The sequence below is a fragment of the Nguyenibacter sp. L1 genome (genome assembly GCF_035199985.1).
In the GTDB taxonomy this organism is placed as follows: domain Bacteria; phylum Pseudomonadota; class Alphaproteobacteria; order Acetobacterales; family Acetobacteraceae; genus Gluconacetobacter; species Gluconacetobacter vanlangensis.
In genome coordinates this window covers 2,205,471-2,224,427 of record NZ_CP127015.1, presented here as the reverse complement: position 1 = coordinate 2,224,427, position 18,957 = coordinate 2,205,471, and the positions used below count along the sequence as shown (strand labels likewise).

The 18,957-nt window shown below is 64.8% G+C and carries 11 protein-coding genes; 2 read left to right on the top strand and 9 right to left on the bottom strand.

Features of this window, described 5'->3' with window-relative positions:
* Positions 1 to 120: 120 nt before the first annotated feature.
* Positions 121 to 2,190 carry a thioredoxin family protein gene (locus tag QN315_RS09975; protein WP_323993371.1) on the top strand — a complete coding sequence of 690 codons (2,070 nt, stop codon included), beginning with the start codon at positions 121 to 123 and terminating at the stop codon, positions 2,188 to 2,190.
* 19 nt (positions 2,191 to 2,209) lie between these two features.
* Here QN315_RS09975 and QN315_RS09970 read toward each other — a convergent pair whose 3' ends face one another.
* From QN315_RS09970 to QN315_RS09950, 5 genes are all read right to left on the bottom strand, one after another.
* Positions 2,210 to 3,196, bottom strand: coding sequence for a hypothetical protein (locus QN315_RS09970; RefSeq protein ID WP_323989117.1), 987 nt, complete (start codon positions 3,194 to 3,196; stop codon positions 2,210 to 2,212).
* Between the two features lie 100 nt (positions 3,197 to 3,296).
* Complete coding sequence (locus tag QN315_RS09965) at positions 3,297 to 4,259, bottom strand: Hsp33 family molecular chaperone HslO (protein ID WP_323989116.1); 963 nt, start codon at positions 4,257 to 4,259, stop codon at positions 3,297 to 3,299.
* Positions 4,260 to 4,323: 64 nt separating this feature from the next.
* The gene (locus tag QN315_RS09960) at positions 4,324 to 4,644 is read right to left on the bottom strand and encodes a hypothetical protein (protein WP_176640762.1); all 321 of its coding nucleotides are present in this window, start codon (positions 4,642 to 4,644) and stop codon (positions 4,324 to 4,326) included.
* Positions 4,644 to 5,636, bottom strand: a complete 993-nt coding sequence (gene argF, locus QN315_RS09955; protein ID WP_323989115.1) for an ornithine carbamoyltransferase — start codon at positions 5,634 to 5,636, stop codon at positions 4,644 to 4,646. Before argF ends, QN315_RS09960 begins: the two co-directional genes overlap by 1 nt.
* Positions 5,633 to 6,847, bottom strand: a complete 1,215-nt coding sequence (locus QN315_RS09950) for an aspartate aminotransferase family protein (RefSeq protein WP_323993369.1) — start codon at positions 6,845 to 6,847, stop codon at positions 5,633 to 5,635. The genes argF and QN315_RS09950 overlap by 4 nt, the downstream gene beginning before the upstream one ends.
* Before the next feature lie 294 nt (positions 6,848 to 7,141).
* Between QN315_RS09950 and QN315_RS09945 the strand changes: the two genes are divergently transcribed.
* Positions 7,142 to 8,029, top strand: coding sequence for a slipin family protein (locus QN315_RS09945; RefSeq protein WP_323989114.1), 888 nt, complete (start codon positions 7,142 to 7,144; stop codon positions 8,027 to 8,029).
* A 51-nt stretch (positions 8,030 to 8,080) separates the two neighbouring features.
* Here QN315_RS09945 and QN315_RS09940 read toward each other — a convergent pair whose 3' ends face one another.
* The 4 genes from QN315_RS09940 to QN315_RS09925 form a co-directional block, all read right to left on the bottom strand.
* Positions 8,081 to 10,732: a M1 family metallopeptidase gene (locus tag QN315_RS09940; RefSeq protein WP_323989113.1), complete on the bottom strand. Its 2,652-nt coding sequence runs from the start codon at positions 10,730 to 10,732 to the stop codon at positions 8,081 to 8,083.
* A 164-nt stretch (positions 10,733 to 10,896) separates the two neighbouring features.
* On the bottom strand, positions 10,897 to 13,842 hold the full coding sequence (locus tag QN315_RS09935; protein WP_323989112.1) for a TonB-dependent receptor domain-containing protein: 2,946 nt from the start codon (positions 13,840 to 13,842) through the stop codon (positions 10,897 to 10,899).
* A gap of 882 nt (positions 13,843 to 14,724) precedes the next feature.
* Positions 14,725 to 15,189 carry a transposase gene (locus QN315_RS09930; protein ID WP_323989111.1) on the bottom strand — a complete coding sequence of 155 codons (465 nt, stop codon included), beginning with the start codon at positions 15,187 to 15,189 and terminating at the stop codon, positions 14,725 to 14,727.
* Between the two features lie 469 nt (positions 15,190 to 15,658).
* On the bottom strand, positions 15,659 to 18,940 hold the full coding sequence (locus tag QN315_RS09925; RefSeq protein WP_323989110.1) for a TonB-dependent receptor domain-containing protein: 3,282 nt from the start codon (positions 18,938 to 18,940) through the stop codon (positions 15,659 to 15,661).
* Positions 18,941 to 18,957: the final 17 nt, after the last annotated feature.

Here is an 18,957-nt window from a genome sequence, read left to right as displayed (position 1 = left end):
CGCCGCCTCCCGCCGCCCTGTCTTCCGGAGCCTCGTTTCGTGGTCCCTGCCCGGTCTTCATCTCTCCCTGCCCGCCTGCGCCGATGGTTGCCGGCCCTGCTGTGCCTGCTGGTGCCGGCCATGCCGCCCGCCCATGCCGGAGCGGCGGAAAGCGCCGCGCTGACCACGCCGCGTGACAGCGCCACTCTGGTGACGGATACCGACCGCTACCGGCCCGGCATGCCCCTGCATGTCGGGCTGCATCTGCGCTTGCAACCGGGCTGGCACACCTACTGGCTCAATCCCGGCGACGCGGGTGAGGCCCCGACCCTGAACGTCGCGGCCGAAGGCGGCGCCACCGGCCGGTCAGGCGCCATCGCCTGGCCCACCCCGCGGCGGATCAGCGACGGGCCGCTGATGTCCTATGCCTATATCGGCGACGTGCTGCTGCCAGCTGTCTTGCAGCCCGCGGGAGCGGGCGACGGGCCGATGGTCCTGCGCGCCACTGCCGAATGGCTGGTCTGCGCCAGCGTCTGCGTGCCGGAAAAAGGCAGCTTCACCCTGACCCTGCCGGTCGGCGATCCTGCGCCGTCCGACCAGGCGCCGCTCTTTGCCCGGGCCGCCGCGGCCCGGCCTGTGCCCTCGCCCTTCGCCGCGACCATTGCGCCCGACGGCGTGCTGACCTTGACCGGCCAGGGCCTGACCCCGGACGCGGTGCGCGACGCGTGGTTCCTGCCGCAGACCGAGGGAGCGATCGACCAGGACGCGGCCCAGGCCCTGTCCGTGCAGGAAGGCCGGCTGACCCTGGCGCTGAAACCCGCCGATTCGTTCCGCAAGGCTCCGACCCTGGACGGAATCGTGGTGCTGAAGGACCCGGCGGGCGAAGAGCGCGGCCTGGCGGTGTCGGCCGGCTTCGCGCCTGCGGCCGCCGTATCGCCCACCGTTTCGTCCACCGCCCCGGCGGACACGGCGGCGGGCCAAGGCACGGCCCATATTCTGCTTCTGGCCTTCGCCGGCGGCCTGATCCTGAACCTGATGCCCTGCGTGTTTCCCGTCCTGGTGATGAAGGCGATGGCGCTGACCCGCCTGGCCGGCAGCGGCGCATCGGTAAGGCTGGCCGGGGCCGGGTCCTATGCCGCCGGGGTGATCGGGGCATTCGTGCTGCTGGGCGGGGTGACCCTGACCCTGCGCGCGGCCGGTGCGGCGGCGGGCTGGGGGTTTCAGTTCCAGTCGGCGGCCTTCGTGACGGCGGTGTGCTGGCTGCTGTTCGCGGTGGCGTTGAATCTGCTGGGCGTATTCGGCATGGGCAATGCCGTGGCGGCGCTGGGGGGCGGCCCGGTCTCGCGCGCCGGCTATCTGGGCGATGCGATGACCGGCCTGCTGGCGGTGCTGGTGGCCACGCCCTGCACCGCACCCTTCATGGGGGTGGCGGTGGCCGGCGCGCTGGCGGCGTCGCCGGTCCTGGCGATGGCGGTGTTCGTCGCCATGGGGGCCGGTCTGGCCGCGCCTTATGTGCTGCTGGCCGGCGTGCCGGGCCTGGCACGTCACCTGCCGCGCCCCGGCGCCTGGATGGATGTCCTGCGCCAGGCCCTGGCCTTTCCGGTGCTGGGGACCTGCGTGTGGCTGGCCTGGGTGCTGGCGCTGCAGCAGGGTGCCGGTGCTGTGGCGGCGCTGGGCAGCGGGTTGGTGCTGGTGGGCCTGGCGGCCTGGCTCACCGGCCTGGCGCAAGGTATGACGATGCGCGACGGACCTGCGCGGCGGGTCCGGCTGTGCCGGGCAGTCGCCCTGGCGGCGCTGGCGGTGGCCCTGGCGCTGCTGCCCGGGCTGAATCGGGCCGGGCCGGTGGGCGCAGCGCAGGGCCTTGCCGTCACCGACGGGGCCGAGCCGTTCTCGGCCGCGCACCTGGCGGCGTTGCGGGCCCAGGGGCGGCCGGTCTTCGTCGACATGACGGCAGCCTGGTGCATTTCCTGCCTGGTGAACGAACGGGTGGCCCTGTCATCGACCCCGGTGCAGGAGGCTTTCCGAACCCGGCAGGTCGTGTACATGAAGGGTGACTGGACCAACCGCGACACCGCGATCGGCGCCTTCCTGCAGGCGCATGGGCGTGCGGGCGTGCCGTTCTATATCTATTTCCCGCCCGGCCACGGACCGGGCCGCGCCCTGCCGCAGATCCTCACGACCGGGCTGGTCCTGGATGCGCTGAAATCCTGACCGGGCGGACCTGCCCGGTTCAGTATCCGCCGCCGGGCTGGCTCGGCTGGCCCGTCGTTCCGGGCGGCAGGGTCAGATAGCCGGGCTGCGGCGAGAGGACGTGCGGCGCCGGAGGCGTCGAGGGCGCGGCCGCCGCGGCACCGCCGGGCATGCCGGTCGGGAAGATCGCATCGGGCCCGGCACTGACCGGCGGCGCCGGCCGGGGCCGGGGAGCAGGTGTGCGCGCAGGCGCGGCGGCCGGGCCCGTCATGGGCGGGGCAGCCACGGCAGGCGCCGCCGAGACCGGGACAGCAGCAGTCGGAAGAGCCGCACCCGGAACAGCCGCACCCGGGGCAGGGACCGCCGGAAACGGGCCGGCCGGAACGGGCGCCGAGGGCATGACCGGCGCGCCATAGGGCGCCGGCTCGGGCGTGGCGCCGGGCATGCCCAGCGATTGCTGCTGGATGGCGCCGGGCGCGGCACCCGCCGTATCGACCAGCCAGTCCGCCAGATGGTGGCGGACCTGGAACTCCAGTTCGATATTCATGTCCTTCATCATCTGCTTCGTCAGGTCGTACAGATGGGCCGGCGAGTCCGCGTTGCCGTTGCCGTCACTGTCCCCCGATCCGGCGGAGAAGTCACGTCGGACATGGGCCTCGGCATAGCCGGTGCGTTGGCCGTTGGCCGAGACGATATCCAGATGCACGTCCATCTCGCCTTCCAGCGAACCGCCCGGCAGGTGCAGGATCGACGCGCGATCGATGGTGAACACTGCGCTGCCCGTGCTGCCCGCCGGCATCAGCCGGTCGGCCGCCATGCGCAGCAGCGCCTGGTCGGGCGGCGTGGGGGCATTGGCCGAGATGTCGCCGGGCACCGACCCCGGCACGCCGTTATCGACGGTGCTGATCGACGCTACGTTCAGGCGCAGTACCGACAGGTAATCATAGCGCAGCGGTGCGAAGCTGGTCGGTGGCGCCTCCTCGCACGCTGCCAGTGGCAGCAACGGGCATGCAAGCAGTAGCAGCATGGGCAACCGGGCAGTCCGGCGGGACGGGCGCATGGATGACCTCTCCAACGTAAGGCGCGACGGGGACGTAGGGGGAACGTGCCGCCCCGGGCCCGGCTGGTCAATCCGTCGCGGACGCCCCGCCGATCTCGGCCCGGCTGAAATGGAAGCTGAGATTGCAGAACTCGCAGCTCATGCTGATCGTTCCATTCTCGGCCATGTGGTCCAGGTCGTCGGTCGAGAACGTCTCCAGGATTCCCGACAGCCGCGCCCGGCTGCACCGGCAGCCGAAGGCCAGCGCCCGGGGGCGGTCGGCGCAGACATCCTCGGAATGGAACAGGCGATAGAGCAGGGCCTCGGGCGCCAGCGCATCGTCCAGCAATTCCGCCTCGGTCACCGTTTCCGCCAGGGTGGTGGCGGTCGCCCAGCTTTCCGCCGGGTCGTCGTCGGGCGTCGTTCGGGCGGCCAGCCCCCCTTCGGTGGCGATGCGCTCCAGGATCAGCGCCGATGCCCGCCAGCCGGCCGAAGTGCGCGCGCAGGCCAGGCGGATCCAGCAATCATGCTGCTCGCTGGTTTCGAAATAATGACCGGCCATGTCCGACAGCGATGCTCCGCGGATCTCGACGATCCCCTGGTGGATGTCGGTGTCGGGCCCCTGGTCGACGGTAAAGGCCAGATAGCCGCGCCCCAGCAGCCGCGAGGCGTCGGCATCCGGGTCGGACGCAGACAATGCAGCGATCCGCTGCGCGTCGGACCGGGCATGGAAGCGCAGCGCGCCGGCATGCGTGCAATCGGCCACCAGGAACGAGACCGGGCCGTCGCCACGCGCCTGGAGCGAGAAGGAGCCCTGGAATTTCAGCGCCGAGGCCAGCCCGCCGACCAGCGCCAGCGCCTCGCCCGCCAGGCGCAGGACGATCTCGGGGTGGTCGTGCCGGGCCAGCAGCGCATCGGTCAGCGCCCCCACCCGGACCAGCCGCCCGCGCACCGGCCGGCCGGCAAGATAGAAGGGCGTGACTCCCTGGGGAACCACCAGGTCCGGCACGTCGGGCCGGTGCGTGTCGAGAAAGGCGGGCGTGTCGATCATACCATGTCCAGAAATGGGGCCATGCCCGGGGATGCGGGCATGCTTCGGGATGGAGAGGGCGGGATCAGATCCGGGCGCTGATCTCGGCCTCGACGGCCTCCAACCGGGTTTCGAAGGCGCGCAGGATATCGGGGCGCAGCTTCTCCTTCGCGGCCAGCGCCTTCAGCAGCGCCTGCCGGCAGCGATCATGCCCCGCATCCAGGTCTTCGGTGCGCGGCGCGCCCGCCAGGCAGTCCAGATAGGCATTGCGCAGGATGGTCACGCCCGGCCCGCTGCATGGCAGGGTGGCGAAGGCGGCCTCGACGATCCCTTCGACCCACCCCGGCGTGGCCGGAACCTCCTCGGTGCTGGTGGGGCGCGCGGGGATCTGGGCCGGACCTGTCATCAGGGCTCTTCCTCTCCATAATCCTGCCATTGCGGGCCGCCCATGGCCCAGACCAGCAGCCCCTTTTGGGCATGCAGGCGATTTTCGGCTTCGTCGAATACCACCGATTGCGTGCCCTCGAACACGTCCTCGGTGACTTCCTCGCCGATATGGGCAGGCAGGCAGTGCATGAACAGGGCATCGGGTGCCGCCAGCGCCATCAGCGCCGCGTCGACGCAATAGGGCGCGAAGGCGACGCGGCGTTGTTCGGCGTCGCTGTCGGACATGCTGACCCAGGTATCGGTCAGCACGCAGTCGGCCCCGGCGACGGCCTGGCGCGGGTCGGTCGTCACCATGATGTCGGCGCCGCCCTGCCGCGCCCAGGCCAGGGCGTTTTCCGACGGCGCGTGGCTGGCCGGGGTGGCCAGGCGCAGCGCGAAGCCGAACAGCCGCGCCGCCTCGATGAACGAGGTGGCGACGTTGTTGCCGTCGCCCACCCAGGCCAGGGTCCGGCCCGCGATCGGCCCGCGATGTTCCTCGAACGTCATGATATCGGCCAGGATCTGCACCGGGTGGGAATCCGGCGTCAGCCCGTTGATGACCGGTACGCTGGACCAGCGTGCCAGTTCGCGCAGCGCCGTGGCGTCGCCGGTGCGCAGCACGATGGCATCGACGAAGCGCGACAGCACGCGCGCCGTATCGGCGATCGTCTCGCCCCGGCCCAACTGCATGTCGTTGGGCGACAGCAGGATGACGTCGCCGCCCAACTGCCGCATCCCGACCTCGAACGACACCCGGGTGCGCGTCGACGGCTTGGACAGCATCAGCCCCAGCGCGCGGCCCAGCAGCGGCTGGCGCGGATGCAGCGGCCGGGCGCGGCCGCGCTGCATCCGCTTGATGCGGCTGCCCAGATCCAGGATGGCGCGCAGCGTGGCACCGTCGAAATCGCGCAGATCCAGGAAATGCCGCGGCGGCGGCCCGGCCAGAAGCGGAGCGGAGGGCAGGGCATTCATGCCGCGGACTCCTCGGCCACGGACGTCTCGGCGGCCAGATGCGCGCGCAGCCGCTGCGCCGCCCGGCGCAGGCGCTGGCCGGCCTCGGCGCAATCGTCCTCGGTCAGCACCAGCGGCGGCACCAGGCGCAGCACGTTGTCGCCCGCCGTCACGCTCAGCACGCCCTCGTGCATCGCCGCCTCCTGCATCAGCCCGACCGGCACCACGCAGCGCAACCCCAGCATCAGCCCGATCCCCCGCCGCTCGGCGAACAGGTCGGGGAATTCGGTGATCAACCCATCCAGCCGGCCGGCCAGTTGCGCACCGCGTGCCTGCACCTCCTGCAGAAATCCGGGGGCCAGCATCACGTCCAGCACCGCGTTCGCCGCCGTGCAGGCCAGCGGGTTGCCGCCGAACGTCGTACCGTGCGAGCCGGGCGTCAGGTGACGAGCCAACGCCTCGGTCGCCAGGATGGCGCCCATTGGAAAGCCGCCGGCGATCCCCTTGGCGGTTGACATCACGTCCGGAGTCACGCCCGACCATTCATGGGCGAACAGCCGGCCGGTCCGGCCCATGCCGGACTGGACCTCGTCCATGCCCAGAAACAGGCCGAATTCGTCGCAGGCCGCGCGCAATTCCTGCAGGAAGCGCGGATCGGCGACGTTGACGCCGCTTTCGCCCTGCACCGGCTCGATCATGATGCCGGCGGTCTCGGCCGTGATCGCGGCGCGTACGGCGTTCATGTTGTTCATCGGCACATGGTCGAAGCCCTCGACCTGCGGGCCGAACCCTTCGAGGTATTTAGGGTTGCCGGTCGCCGCCAGCATCGCCAGCGTCCGCCCGTGGAAGGCGCCGTTGAAGCAGATGATGCGGTTGCGCTCGGGGTGGCCGCCGAAGGCCTGGGCGCGGCGGATCATCTTCACCATGCCCTCGTTCGCCTCGGCGCCCGAATTGCAGAAGAAGACGCTGTCGGCGAAGCTGGCGGCGACCAGCCGTTCGGCCAGCCGCTCGGCCTGGGGCACCCGGTACAGGTTCGACACATGCATCACCCGCGCGGCCTGGTCGGCCACCGCCGCGACCAGGTGTGGGTGGCCATGCCCCAGTGACGAGGTCGCGATCCCCGCGCCCAGATCCAGGAATCGTCGCCCGTCCGCCGCGTACAGCCAGCAGCCTTCGCCCCGCTCGAATGCGAGGTCGGCACGGTTGTAGGTGGGCATCAGGGCGGGAATCATCGAAAGCCAGGCCTTGTTGTGATGGTTGTGTTCCGGATCGTTCGTCTGCGGAAACACCAAAGGGCCCACACGCCGCAGCGGGCAGGCCTCGGTCTCCGCGCGCATGATGCGGGCGGGCGGCGGCACAAGTCAAATCCTGTCTTGACATGGCCCTCTTTCTGCGCGCCCGCCGCGCCGGCGGGGCTTGAAGCCCCCCGGCTGCGTGCCAACGTCACCGACCGTCCCGGGACGCCGGGCAGGACCGTTCGGCGCGGGATCGTCCGTCATGACAGGACGGACACAGGAGACCGGGTCATGAATGCGATTACACTCGTCTTGTCGGGGGTGCTGCTGCTGCTGGGCATCTGGGCCGGTGGCCTGCTGGGTCCCGAGGGCGCGCCCATCCATCCGTGGTGGGCTCTGCCGTTCCTCGTCCTATCGCTGTGGATCTTCCTGTCGCTGCGGATGGCCAATGTCTGGCAGAAATTCGTCGTGCTGCGGATGGGGCGCCTGCAGGGCGTCCATGGGCCAGGCCTGTTCATGATCATCCCGGTGATCGACCGCATCGTCGCGATCATCGATGAACGCATCCAGACGACGGGTTTCAACGCCGAGCAGGCACTGACGCGTGATACCGTGCCGGTGAATGTCGATGCCGTGATCTTCTGGCATGTCCGCGATTCCGAGGCCGCGGCGCTGCGCATCACCAATTACCGCGAGGCGATCGACCGGATCGCCCAGACCTCGCTGCGCGAGATGATCGGCTCGTCCATGCTGGCCACGCTGCTGTCGGACCGGCGATCCTCGAACGAACAGTTGCGCGCCGAAATCGCCGGCAAGATCACGGCCTGGGGGATCGATGTCATGTCGGTCGAAATCCGCGACGTCGCCATCCCCGTGGCGCTGCAGGACGCGATGTCGCGCCAGGCCCAGGCCGAGCGGGAGAAACAGGCCCGCATCATCCTAGGCTCGGCCGAGGCCGAGGTGGCGGCCCGTTTCGTCGACGCGGCCGAAACCTATGCCGGCCATCCGGCGGCCCTGCAATTGCGGGCGATGAACATCATCTATGAAACGACCAAGGAACGCGGCGCGACGATCCTGATGCCGACGACGATGATCGACAGCATGAACCCGGCCGCGGTCGCGGTCCTGTCGGGGGCGGCGGCCCGGACCGAACCCGAGATGCGCACCGCCGCCGAATAGCGGCGCAGACGATCGGACGCGCGGCCGGCGATATCCGGCCGCGCGCCGCGATCAATGGCCGTGTGCCGCCAGCCAGGCGGCCAGCGCCGGCTGCGCCCGTGCCGCGATCCCGGCATTGGCCGCGATCAGGTCGACGGCTTTCTTCGCCTGGATCGTGGCGCCGGTCGACGCAGTTACCGACGGGTCCGCCATCAGCGCCTTCGCCACGGCGGGGCTGACCGACTGGCCGGCGATGGTCGGCAGCAGATCCGCCTGCGACCAGGGGGCCAGGTGACTGCGGATCTGCTTCTGGGTCGCGGGCGCCTGGACCAGGCTCCAGACCAGGTCCGGATTGTCGCTGTCATGGGCCGCCACCGCCAGCACGCGCGCGATGCGCCCGTTCGGGATCACGCCGCTATAGGCGATCCGCACCGTCCGCGCGATCAGCGCCGGATCGCGCGCGGCGGCCAGGGCGCGGAAGAAACGCAGCTTGTCCTCGGTATTGCCCGCCGCCTGCAGCATGCCGGCCAGCGCGTCATAGGTGGCGCTGTCGGCATGGCGTCCGACGACCCAGGTGACCGGGGCGACCATGCTGGCCGGCAGGCTGGCCGGATCGCGGCGATAGGCGGCAAAGCGGCGCTGGGCTTCGGCCGCCACGCCCTGGTCGTCGAACTGGCCCAGGGCCGCAATCACCTCGGGACGTAGCAGCGTATCCAGGAAGGATTCACCCGCGCGCGGCGTCCAGCCCAGGCGTACCAGTTGCGGCGCCAGCAGGGCGCGGGCAAAGGCGTGGAAGGCCGGACGCGCCGCGCTGCCGCGCGCCAGTTCGTCCAGGGTACGCAGATGGCTGATCGTATCCTGCCAGACCGCGATATTGTCCTCGTGCCGGGCGTTCAAGTCGGCAATCAGGTCCAGCCAGGCCGCCAGCGGCGCCTGCCCAGCCTGGAACAGCGCGAACTGGTCCCCCAGCAGATCGGCCCGGTCGGCGGCGCCGAACCGGGCGAAGGCGGATGCCAGAGCCGTCAGCGACGCGGTGTCATAGGCGGTGCGGTAATAGCCGTTCTCGCCCATATTGGCCTTCAGCGCCTGGCTGCAGCCGGCGAAGGTCAGGCTCTGCGGATGGTCGGGCGTCAGGATCGTGCGCTGCGACGCGATGCCCGGACCGCCGACGGTGACCGGAATGTTCCAGCGCGCCGGCAGTGGATGCGGATCATCGATGCTGAAGCGGCCCTCGGTCAGGGTCAGCGTCGTATTGCCTGCCGTGCAATGGCGCGCCACGCTGACCAGCGGGATGCCTTTCTGTTCGGTAAAGCTTCGGGCGACGCTGGCGACATCCTGGTGCGATACGCCGGACAGGGCAGCCCACAGATCGGCGCTGGTGGTATTGCCATAGGCATGGGCCTTCATGTAGGCGCGCATGCCGTCGCGGAAGATCTCGGGACCCAGCCAGTCCTCGATCATCCGGATGACCTGCTCGCCCTTCTGATAGCTGATCCGGTCGAAGGCCGTGTCGGCCTCGCTGACGTCATGGATCACCTGCTGGATCGGGTGGGTCGTGGGGTGCGCGTCCTGCGCCATGGCCGCCTCGCGCTCGGCATGTTCGCGCGGCCACATCTGCCAGCCCGGGTTGAAATGATCCGTGGCCTTGGTTTCCATCCAGGTGGCGAAACCTTCGTTCAGCCAGATATTGTCCCACCATCCCATGGTCACCAGGTCGCCGGACCATTGATGCGCCATTTCATGGGCTACGACGATATACACGATCTCCTGCGTGCTGGGCGCGCTGTGCGCCGGGTCGAACAGCAGGTCGTCGTCGATGAAGGTGATGGCGCCCCAGTTTTCCATCGCCCCGGCCTCGTAATTTCCGGGAATGGCGATCAGGTCCAGCTTGGGCAGCGGGTAGGGAACGCCGAAATATGCGTTGTAATAGGGCAGGATCTGCGATGCGGCCTGCAGGGCATAGCGTCCGTTCTGCTGCTCGCCGGCGGGGGCATACACGTTGATCGGCGTGCCCCCTTCCGTCTTGCCGCTGACCGCGCTCAGGTCACCCGCGACCAGCGCCAGCAGATAGCTGGCCATGCGCGGCGTGGTGCCGAAGACGACGCGCTTGGCGTCATGGCCGACGGGCGTGGTCGAGACGATGGGCATGTTGCTGATCGCCACGTCATGCGCGGGCAGCGTCGCGGTTAGTTGGAACGTGGCCTTGAAGGCGGGCTCGTCCCAGCCGGGGAACATGCGCCGCGCGTCTGCGACCTCGAACTGCGTGACCAGCATGCGCCGCGTCTTGCCGTCCGGCGCGCGGTAATCGTCGTAATAGATGCCGTTCGGCGTGGCCGGGATCGGACCGCGATAGGCGATCGTCACCATGTGATGCCCGGGGGCGACCGGCCGCGCTGGGGTCAGGGTCGCGGTCTGCGCCTTGTCATCCTGGGTGATGGCGGCGGATTGACCGTCCACCGTGGCCGAGATCAGCGTCAGGCCCGCCTGGTTCAGCGTGATGCGCGCCACCGGCGCCGACGCGGTGACGTCGATGGTCTCATGACCGTTCAGCGTCAGGCGCTTCATGTCGGTCACGATGTCGATGCGATAGGCGCCGGGCACGACATCCTTGGGCAACTGGCCGGGCGCGTGCGCGAAATCGAACGGGGATTCACCGAGAGCCGGACCCGAGAGCAAGGCCGTGCCGGCCAGCAGCAGGGTGGCGATGGCGGGTTTGTACCGCATGGGAACTCCAGAAAATGGCGGGTTCGGGCGCGGCACATCGTCATGGCGGCGATCATGCCGCCGCATGCGGGATGCCCTGGGCAGCCCGCCTGTTCCCGAACCCGGGAATGCAGGACAGCGTATCCCCCGTAAAGGAGGATACGCCGTATGAACAGGGCAGGGACTTAGAAGGAAGCCCGGACGGTGAACATGATGGTCGAAGGCATGCCCGGCAGGCCGTCCGCGAATTGCGGGGTGCACCCGTAATTGCTGACCGCGTTGCCGGCAAAGCCCGTGGTGCCCGGCGGGTTGCTGGTGAAGGTGCCGCAGGACGCCGGCGAGATCTGCCGGTATTTGTACTGCCAGTAGAACGTGTTGAACAGGTTCTGCACGTTCAGGTCGAAATCGACCTTCTTCAACGGACCAAGCTCATGCACCGGCATGGCGTAGTTGACGTCGAGGTTGAAGATCACATACGGCGCGATCCCGCCGTTCGGATCCATCGTCGTGGCACCGGCCGTGGTGTTGTAATAATCATAGGTGCCATAACCACCCGTCGTGCCTGGAATCGGACCGATATTCTGGAACCCGGTCAGGTCGTACGTCGTGTACTGATGGCCGGTATAGCGCCCGGTCAGGTTGACGTTCAGATCGTCGCCACGGCGCAACAGGTTGCGCTTGTTGTAGTCGACGCTGAACTGCGCCAGCCACTGCGGAATGCCCGAAACGTGGCTGCCGCGCTGGGCGATGCCGAACTGGTCTTCCTGGACCGTCACGAACGCCTCATACGTCTTCAGGTACCGCGCGCTGTTATGCGAGAAATTGCCCGAGAACGTCCAGGTGCTGTTCGGACGCCACATCAGCGTGACTTCCTGGCCGCGCATCAGGCGCTGGCCGGAGTTCGTATACAGTGCATCGCCGGCAAGCGGGCCGGACTGGTACTGGAAGAACCCGAAATCACGGTCGACCTTCTGATAGTAGTAATCGGCCGAGAACAACCAGTGGGACGTATTGTACTTCACGCCGCCTTCATACATATGCACGATCGACGCACTCGGCGGAGAGCCGATCACGCTGGGCGAGAAATCGCTGGTGGGGGCATAGAGCGCCGAGGTACCGGCACTGCCGTAGAACGACACACCTTTCAGGGCCGGCGCGATCTTGTCCAGGTCGTAGGTCACGTTGACGAACGGCAGGAACTCGCGATCCCACTTATGATTGCCGAACGGACCGTAATTGCAGGTATTGGCCTGGCAATAGGGGGTCGCCAGCGTCGCCGCGGACGGAGTGCCGAAAACCTGATATCCCGTGCTGTACGCGGTCTTGGTACCCTGCAGGGTAAAGCCCGGTGTGATATGCAGCGTGTTGTGCAGCAAATCGATCTTGTCCTGCAGATAGCCGGAGAAGATCGTACGCTGCTGCCCGCCGCCGAGACCGCCGCCCTGATTCGGGGCACCTGCGACGTCGTTTATCGCATCATGCGGGACGGGCTGGGTAATGCCGTAATAGATCGGCGTATTCAACTGCGTCTCGCGCGCCACCAGGCCGCCGATATGGATCGTGTTGCGGATGCCCCAGAATTCCGGCACGAGGATGGAAACGCGCGGCTGAATACCGTACGTGTTCGTGTGCAGCGTCTGGGTATAGGCGTTATAGCCGCAGGGGCTGGTCTGACCGGCTGCTGCCCATTGCGCCGCAACCGAAGCCGGACAGGCCGGGCTGTTATTGTACATGGCGTTGCCATCGTACGTCACGGCGCCAGGCTGATAGGCGGGGTTGCCGTAGCCGTACAGACCCTGTTCGCCGAAGCCGGCGATGGTCTGGTTGAACGGATTGGCGCCTCCGACCGTGAAGGGCGTGTCGCCGCCATTCGGCGCGAACAGGGCCGGGTTGGCGTATTCCTCGGTCGTCGAGTTGGAGTAGCGATAGAATCCGCTCAGTCCGACATTGATATAATCGTTGATGTAGGTGTCATTCTTCAGCATCAACGTGAAATAGTCGTTGTTTTGACGGAAATATTCCTGATCCGGCGAGTAATTGCTGAAATTGCCGTTCTGCTGCAGATACGGCATCGGAATCGGTTCCGGCGTAATCAGGCCGCTGCCGGTATTGTACAGCACCGTCGCCTGGAACATCGACTGGCCCTCGTCATAGGGCTTGTCGAGGGCCGCTTCGAACGAGTTGTAGCGGGCCGGCGTATAGTCGATGAAGCCCTTGGTCTGCATGTTGTCGTACTGCACCATGACCTTGGGCGCATCGACGCCCCGGCCCAGCGCGCCGTCAAGCTGCCCGGAATCGACCTTGAAGCCTTCCCGCCAGGTGCCGAACGATCCTACGCCACCATACACATCCACGCCGAACTTGTCCGCGGGTCGCAGCGAGTGATACGCCACCGTGCCGCCGATCGTGCCGAAGGTCGACTGGTCGGGATAGGCCACGCCGGGATAGACCGAAACGCCGCTGATCTGGTCCTGGGTGAACGGGGCCGCGATGACGTTCTGCAAGAATGCGCCGCTGCCGCCCTGCAGCAGGTCCTGCATCGGCATGCCGTCCAGCGTATTGGCGGCTTCCAGCCCGCGCGTGCCGCGGATCGACATTACGGGTTCGTTATTGCCGATGCCCTGCTGGTAGGTATAGACCGACGGCGCGTTACGCAGCAGCGAGACGATATTGCCCGCGGCACCGCTCATGCGGATCTGGGTCTGCCCGATTTCCGTCACCGCGCTGGGCGAATCCTGTTCGCGCAGCAGGCGGCGCTGGGCGCGGATCATGATGGATTCCATCTGGTCCGGCGGTGCGGTGTTGGCCGCGACGGTCGTCGCCACGGCCGGGGCGGCAACCGGTGCCGCCGCAGGAACCACATGCGCCGTCCTGGCCACGGGCTTGGCCGCCGCATGGTGGCGGGCCGTGCTCTTGTGGTGATGGGTCGGGGGCGTGGCGGTGGTCGCGGGGGCCGTCTGGGCGGCGGCCAGGGCCGGAATCGCCGCCGCGGCGATCAGCGCCGTGGCGCCCAGCAGCAGGCCGCGGCTGCCCGGGCGGGTTTCAATGAAAGCTGGATAGCGCCGTCGCTTCCGGACCTGACCGGGTACCGCAAGGGTACGCTGACGCGGTGTTTCGCCGTATAAGGCCATGAAATACCTGCATTGAAGTTGAGACGAAGAAATAGCTCGAGCGATGCTCCGGGACGCATATGCGCCCAACTCGTAACAAGAAGGCAACATGGGTGGAACGGGTTGTGTTGAAATTGTCCACGCGTGGCATTTTGGCAACATTGGGCCGGGTGGAAAACATATGAAATGATACAAAGATAAAGTGTATATCTTTATTTTTTTAAAAATTACCCAGAATTTTTTTTCGACTATGTATCATATTATATATGATTTTAGTGGCAATTCCGCACGAATCGATCGGACGCGCAGTTCTATCCGTTATTTTTGCAACGCTGGTTCCGGGTAGGGAGCGCCGGCCCCGCCCCCCGGGCACGGACTGAGGCAATTCAAAAGCCCATTTCCTTGTGAATGAGCGTGATTCCCCTAACGAATCGAATTTAAAATTAATAAATTTAAATTAAATAAATTATCCACAATAATCCCTGTCGTCCGAGAGAGTTTTCTCTTTTCAGGCTCGTAAATTCTCATTTGAAAATTAATAATAATTAATTTTGATATTTATCTGTTCGGTCACGCACTATCCGCGCAACCCCAGGGCGCGATCGGATATTTCTGTCCTCATGGCCCCGCCTCGAACGCCTCCAGCTATTTCTCTACAGGCACGGGTGCACACCGCACGGATAGTAGCGCGACGCACGCATACAAGTTGTCTCGTCCTGACCCGCAGGCGCACGATCCCGTATCATCCTGTAAAACCCTGATGGACGAGTTCCCGCCAGAGCCGGGAGGCATTAAGACATTCTTCGGCCACGTCGTAGATAATCGTTGTAGGAATCGAGGATGCTGCCCCTCATATCGACGCCGATCGTATCGGCGATCCTCCGGGCGACAACAGCGTGACTCTCAACGGTGGGTTGAAAGGCATCCGGACATGTTCCTGAGCAAATGCCATCTGTCCGTGACCACGATCGCCGAAGGTGCGCCCTGACGACCACCGTCCGCATAGACCCCAGCCCGATCCCAAGCGATGATTTCGGACCTCGGATGCAATTTCAGCCGTACCGCCAGGGTCTTCGCCTGCCGAGCCGCCAGCAGATGGATGACCTTGTTCTTTTCCGGATCGACCAGGATCGTGCCGTAATCCTGCTCGCGACGCCGTGCCCAGTCATCAACCGCGATCACCCGGGGCGTACCACCTCGGGGAATCGCGGCGCCTTTGGAAAGTATCAGGCAGATCTGGATGTCTGCGCTGACAGGGCAGCACAGGCGGTCCGCCGTTCTTGCACCAGCGGAGCCTCCCAGTGCCAGGGCAACGTAATGGTAAAGGTCCGTCAGGCGGACAGTATGTCGTCCGTAAGGAACCGTCACTCCCGGCTGTGGGGCATGACAAAGAGCCATGCGCGGGCACGCACCATTGCAACAACGCAAGCGCAGCGGGCGATCAGGACCATCATAGGACGCGCCTGCCAAGGCAGGTCTGCCAGTTTGCGCCTATAGTGGCTGAGAACCCGCTGGGACCTCATATGGCAATCGGGGTACCGAACGGCGCCATGATTGCGTGCAGCCGCTTGGATTCGAACATTACCGCCATCGGTCATAACTCGACGCGGAACAAGGAAATTCGGAAGATCAATATACAGACTACACAACTCTGTTGATGATTCCTGGAAGATTTTGATTTATCATAATCTTCCAGGTTCTGCCGATCCCGTACAAGCTGCAGCAGCACACACTTTGCGGAAGAACCCAAATCTCAGCAGAAATTAGCACTGCCAAGCCAGCTCATCGCAAAAAAGGGGTGATCTAAAAAGATCACCCCATCTCTGTGTTGCGGAGGTCAGAGCGCGGCGTTTACGCCGAATTGGAATGAACGCATGATGACACCATTTTGTGCCCAAGACGAATTGTAAAGATACCCCGAATAGGTGCCGAAGTCGTGAGGTGCCCGAAAACCAAGCAAGTTGTAGACGTTTGCGTAGGCCGACCACCGCTTGGAAATGGCATAATTAACGGTGAGGTCGACATCCCAGAACCCTTTGGTGTGGCAACGAATCGGGACAAACGAGCTGTTCGAAATGATATTTTCGCATCCCGAGGTCGAACTGCCTGGAATATAATCATCAGCGACGTCACGATAGCCGCTCGTATAATAGACAGTGGGCGTAACTGCCAGTTTACGCCAGATGAAAGTATTGGACCAGTTCGCACGCCATTTGGGCGTCCCTGAAGCCGACACGGCCTGATATGGACCGAGTGTACCCGCATAACGGTTCACCGATCCGTCCGGATAGACCAGATTGAGCCGATGGACAAAGGTTGCGTTGCCATTGCTGATCCATTGTATGTCATGCAACGCGCCGGGCAATCTGACGCGGGCCTGGAAACCCAGGTCGAAGCCGTCGGTATAGATTTTGTTGGCGTTGATGTATCCTACGTTAACGATGCCTGGTGACGGAGCGCCGCCGGGATTTTGGGCGTCGTATGGATTCGGCGTGATCGTGACGCCTGCAGGAAGGGTTGCGTTGGCCGCCGTCAAGCCATTGGCGGCGTAAGCTGCCGCCCAATTTTCGGCCGCCGTGTTGGCGATGGACGAGTTGGGTGTGATATAATTGTTTTTTCTGATGTAATAATAACTTGCCGTAAGCGTCAGCCAGTTTGTAGGCGTGAAGACAGGACCTGCGGTAAAGTTGGTGGAGATTTCCGGTCTCAGGTTCGGGTTGCCAGAGGTATTGATCCCCAGGCCATAGATTTGTGCGTAAGTATCAGCCTTTCCGTTCGACTGATGCTGCGCGAGCCATCCTGGGTCAGTAACCGCGAACTGGGTATAGCCGACATTGCTGCCGCCGGTTTCGGCAAAGCTCGGCACACGGAAGCCTTTGGAAAAGGTACCGCGAAGCGTCAGCTCCCGGAGCGGCTTGAACTGCACGCCGACTTTTGGCGAGAAATGCGAAAAGCCCTCGGAATAATGATCGTAACGACCAGCGACGTTTGCGTTGAGCATTTTTACAATCGGCGCGTTCAGTTCGAAATAACCGGCTTCCACCCAGCGACTGCCGTGCGCGTTGACGGGGTTGATCGCCCCGGTCCACTGTGCCGCCGGGTCGGCAGGGTTGTAGGGATTCGCACTCGGATCATTTAAATATTCATAGCGAATATTGGTGCCGATCGCGAGCCGCACCATGCCTCCAGGAAGCTTGAACAGCCCCTTGTCGATATGTGCGTCTCCCGAATACTCCTTGGTCAGGGCATGGATCGTATTCGTCGGTGCTATCATGTTAAGAACCGACTGCGGCGTGGCCGAAGGGTCGGCGAAATTATAGGCGCCGGTCGCTATCGCTTCCTGCAGGCTACTGATCCGAGGGACGCCCGTGATGGTCTGGTCGAGGGTTGAATTCATGCCGACGAAATTGACGTCGTAATTCCAGTCTCCGCCCCAATGCGACGTCAGATAGCCGCTGTAACGAATGGAACCGCGAAAGTTTTGGCTGAACTCGTTCTGGCGAAAGGCGACGTTCGGCATGGTCCCATAGATCGCTGCCTCCTCGCCTTGAGCGGCAAAGGGGTCGCTCGGGTTGAGTTGGCCATTGGCAAGATAGACGGGTTCGAACGTATTGACTGTCGAGGCGTTCAAACTCTGGGAATAGGTGCGCGCGGGAGCGGGGCCCGCGTCCGGTCCGCCCGTCATGATTGACAGCACCTGCGAGTAGTTGAACATCGCGACCAGTTGCGACTGATCATTGACGTTCCACGTTCCATGAAGCGTCGCGTTTATCCGACGCAGTGAGGGCGCGATCTGAGTGTAGCTCTGGCTGTTCTGCGTGCAGGCCTGACTCTGGCCGTTGTCGCCCGGATAGAGTGCGCCAGTCACGACGCTTCCTAGGTAGCCACAGCCTGCCCGTTGATTAACGAGAGTGGTTGCTCCAGTCGGGACACCATTGACGACGGGGCGAGCAAGTGCGAACGGCGTTTGGACGAAGTTCTGAATGGCTCCGCCTTCCAGCACGTTCCAGTTACCATTCGTGCCGCCAATGCCCGTCAGATCGCCGTTGTTATACGGTGACTGCAACTGGCGATAATAGAGCGGGTCGTCCTGCTGATATTCCGAGTTGACGTAGACGTTCCACCCGTCGCGCCGAAGGTCGCCGAATCCATAGGTGGCAGTGAGCTTCTGATGCCCCATATCCCCGCGCTGGGTCAAACCGCCTTCGGCGTTGCCCTCAAAACCCTTGATTTCCTTTCGAGTAATATAGTTCACGACACCGGCGACGCCGTCCGCACCATAGGTCGCGGAGGCACCGTCCTGAAGCGTGTCGATCCTCTCCATGATCGATGACGGAAACCAGTTGGTATCAACGAAATTACGCTCGCCGTCGTCGGCCAGCGGGTAGTAGGAAAGGCGCTGGCCGTCCATCAATACCAGGGTAGAGTCCGTGGACAGGCCGCGAAGTGACGGGGCTGAGGCACCCCCGGCGAAACCGCCACCGGCTGTCCAGGCATTGGTCAAGTTGCCCGCGCCGTTCGATGAGAGGGATTGCAGTGCATCGCTGACATTGTGAATGCCGCGCTGCTGTAGCTCGGTTCGTGTAAGCTGCACGATTGGTGAGGCGGTAGTCATATTTGGATCGCGGAATAACGATCCCGTGACGACTACGTTTTCTGCCTGCTGGTCTGGGATGGGCGCGCTGGCCGCAGTCGCCGCGTGCGCGATAAGCGCGGCGTTGCGTGAGGATGTCGGGGGGGCGGGAACCGGTGTGGTGGGGGTCTGCGCAATTGCTGCGGGGGCCGAGGTTCTCTGCGCCTTCGGTTTTGCCACCGCATGGTGGCGAACCGGAGTGGTTCGAGTGGGGGTTGTCTGGGCGGTAGCAAAGGCCGGAATCGCCGTGGCAGCGATCAGCGCCGTGGCGCACAGCAACAGGCCGCGATTGCCTGGATGGGTTGCTAGGAAAGTCGGATGGCGTCGTCGCTTTCGGACCTGGCCAGGTACCGCAAGGGTACGCTGACGCGGTGACGCATTGTATGAGACCATGAAATACCTGCATTGAAGTTGACGAAAAATAAAAAAGTCGAGCGATGCTCCGATATCCATTGCACGCAGATTGTAACAAAAACGCAACGTCATGCGTCTGTGGTGCGTCG

Coding starts and splice junctions, on each gene's coding strand:
- QN315_RS09950 (WP_323993369.1), bottom strand. CDS start 6,847: ATGATTCCCGCCCTGATGCCCACCTACAACCGTGCCGACCTCGCATTC.
- QN315_RS09965 (WP_323989116.1), bottom strand. CDS start 4,259: ATGATCGACACGCCCGCCTTTCTCGACACGCACCGGCCCGACGTGCCG.
- QN315_RS09940 (WP_323989113.1), bottom strand. CDS start 10,732: ATGCGGTACAAACCCGCCATCGCCACCCTGCTGCTGGCCGGCACGGCC.
- QN315_RS09960 (WP_176640762.1), bottom strand. CDS start 4,644: ATGACAGGTCCGGCCCAGATCCCCGCGCGCCCCACCAGCACCGAGGAG.
- QN315_RS09975 (WP_323993371.1), top strand. CDS start 121: ATGCCGCCCGCCCATGCCGGAGCGGCGGAAAGCGCCGCGCTGACCACG.
- QN315_RS09935 (WP_323989112.1), bottom strand. CDS start 13,842: ATGGCCTTATACGGCGAAACACCGCGTCAGCGTACCCTTGCGGTACCC.
- argF (WP_323989115.1), bottom strand. CDS start 5,636: ATGAATGCCCTGCCCTCCGCTCCGCTTCTGGCCGGGCCGCCGCCGCGG.
- QN315_RS09970 (WP_323989117.1), bottom strand. CDS start 3,196: ATGCTGCTACTGCTTGCATGCCCGTTGCTGCCACTGGCAGCGTGCGAG.
- QN315_RS09925 (WP_323989110.1), bottom strand. CDS start 18,940: ATGACGTTGCGTTTTTGTTACAATCTGCGTGCAATGGATATCGGAGCA.
- QN315_RS09945 (WP_323989114.1), top strand. CDS start 7,142: ATGAATGCGATTACACTCGTCTTGTCGGGGGTGCTGCTGCTGCTGGGC.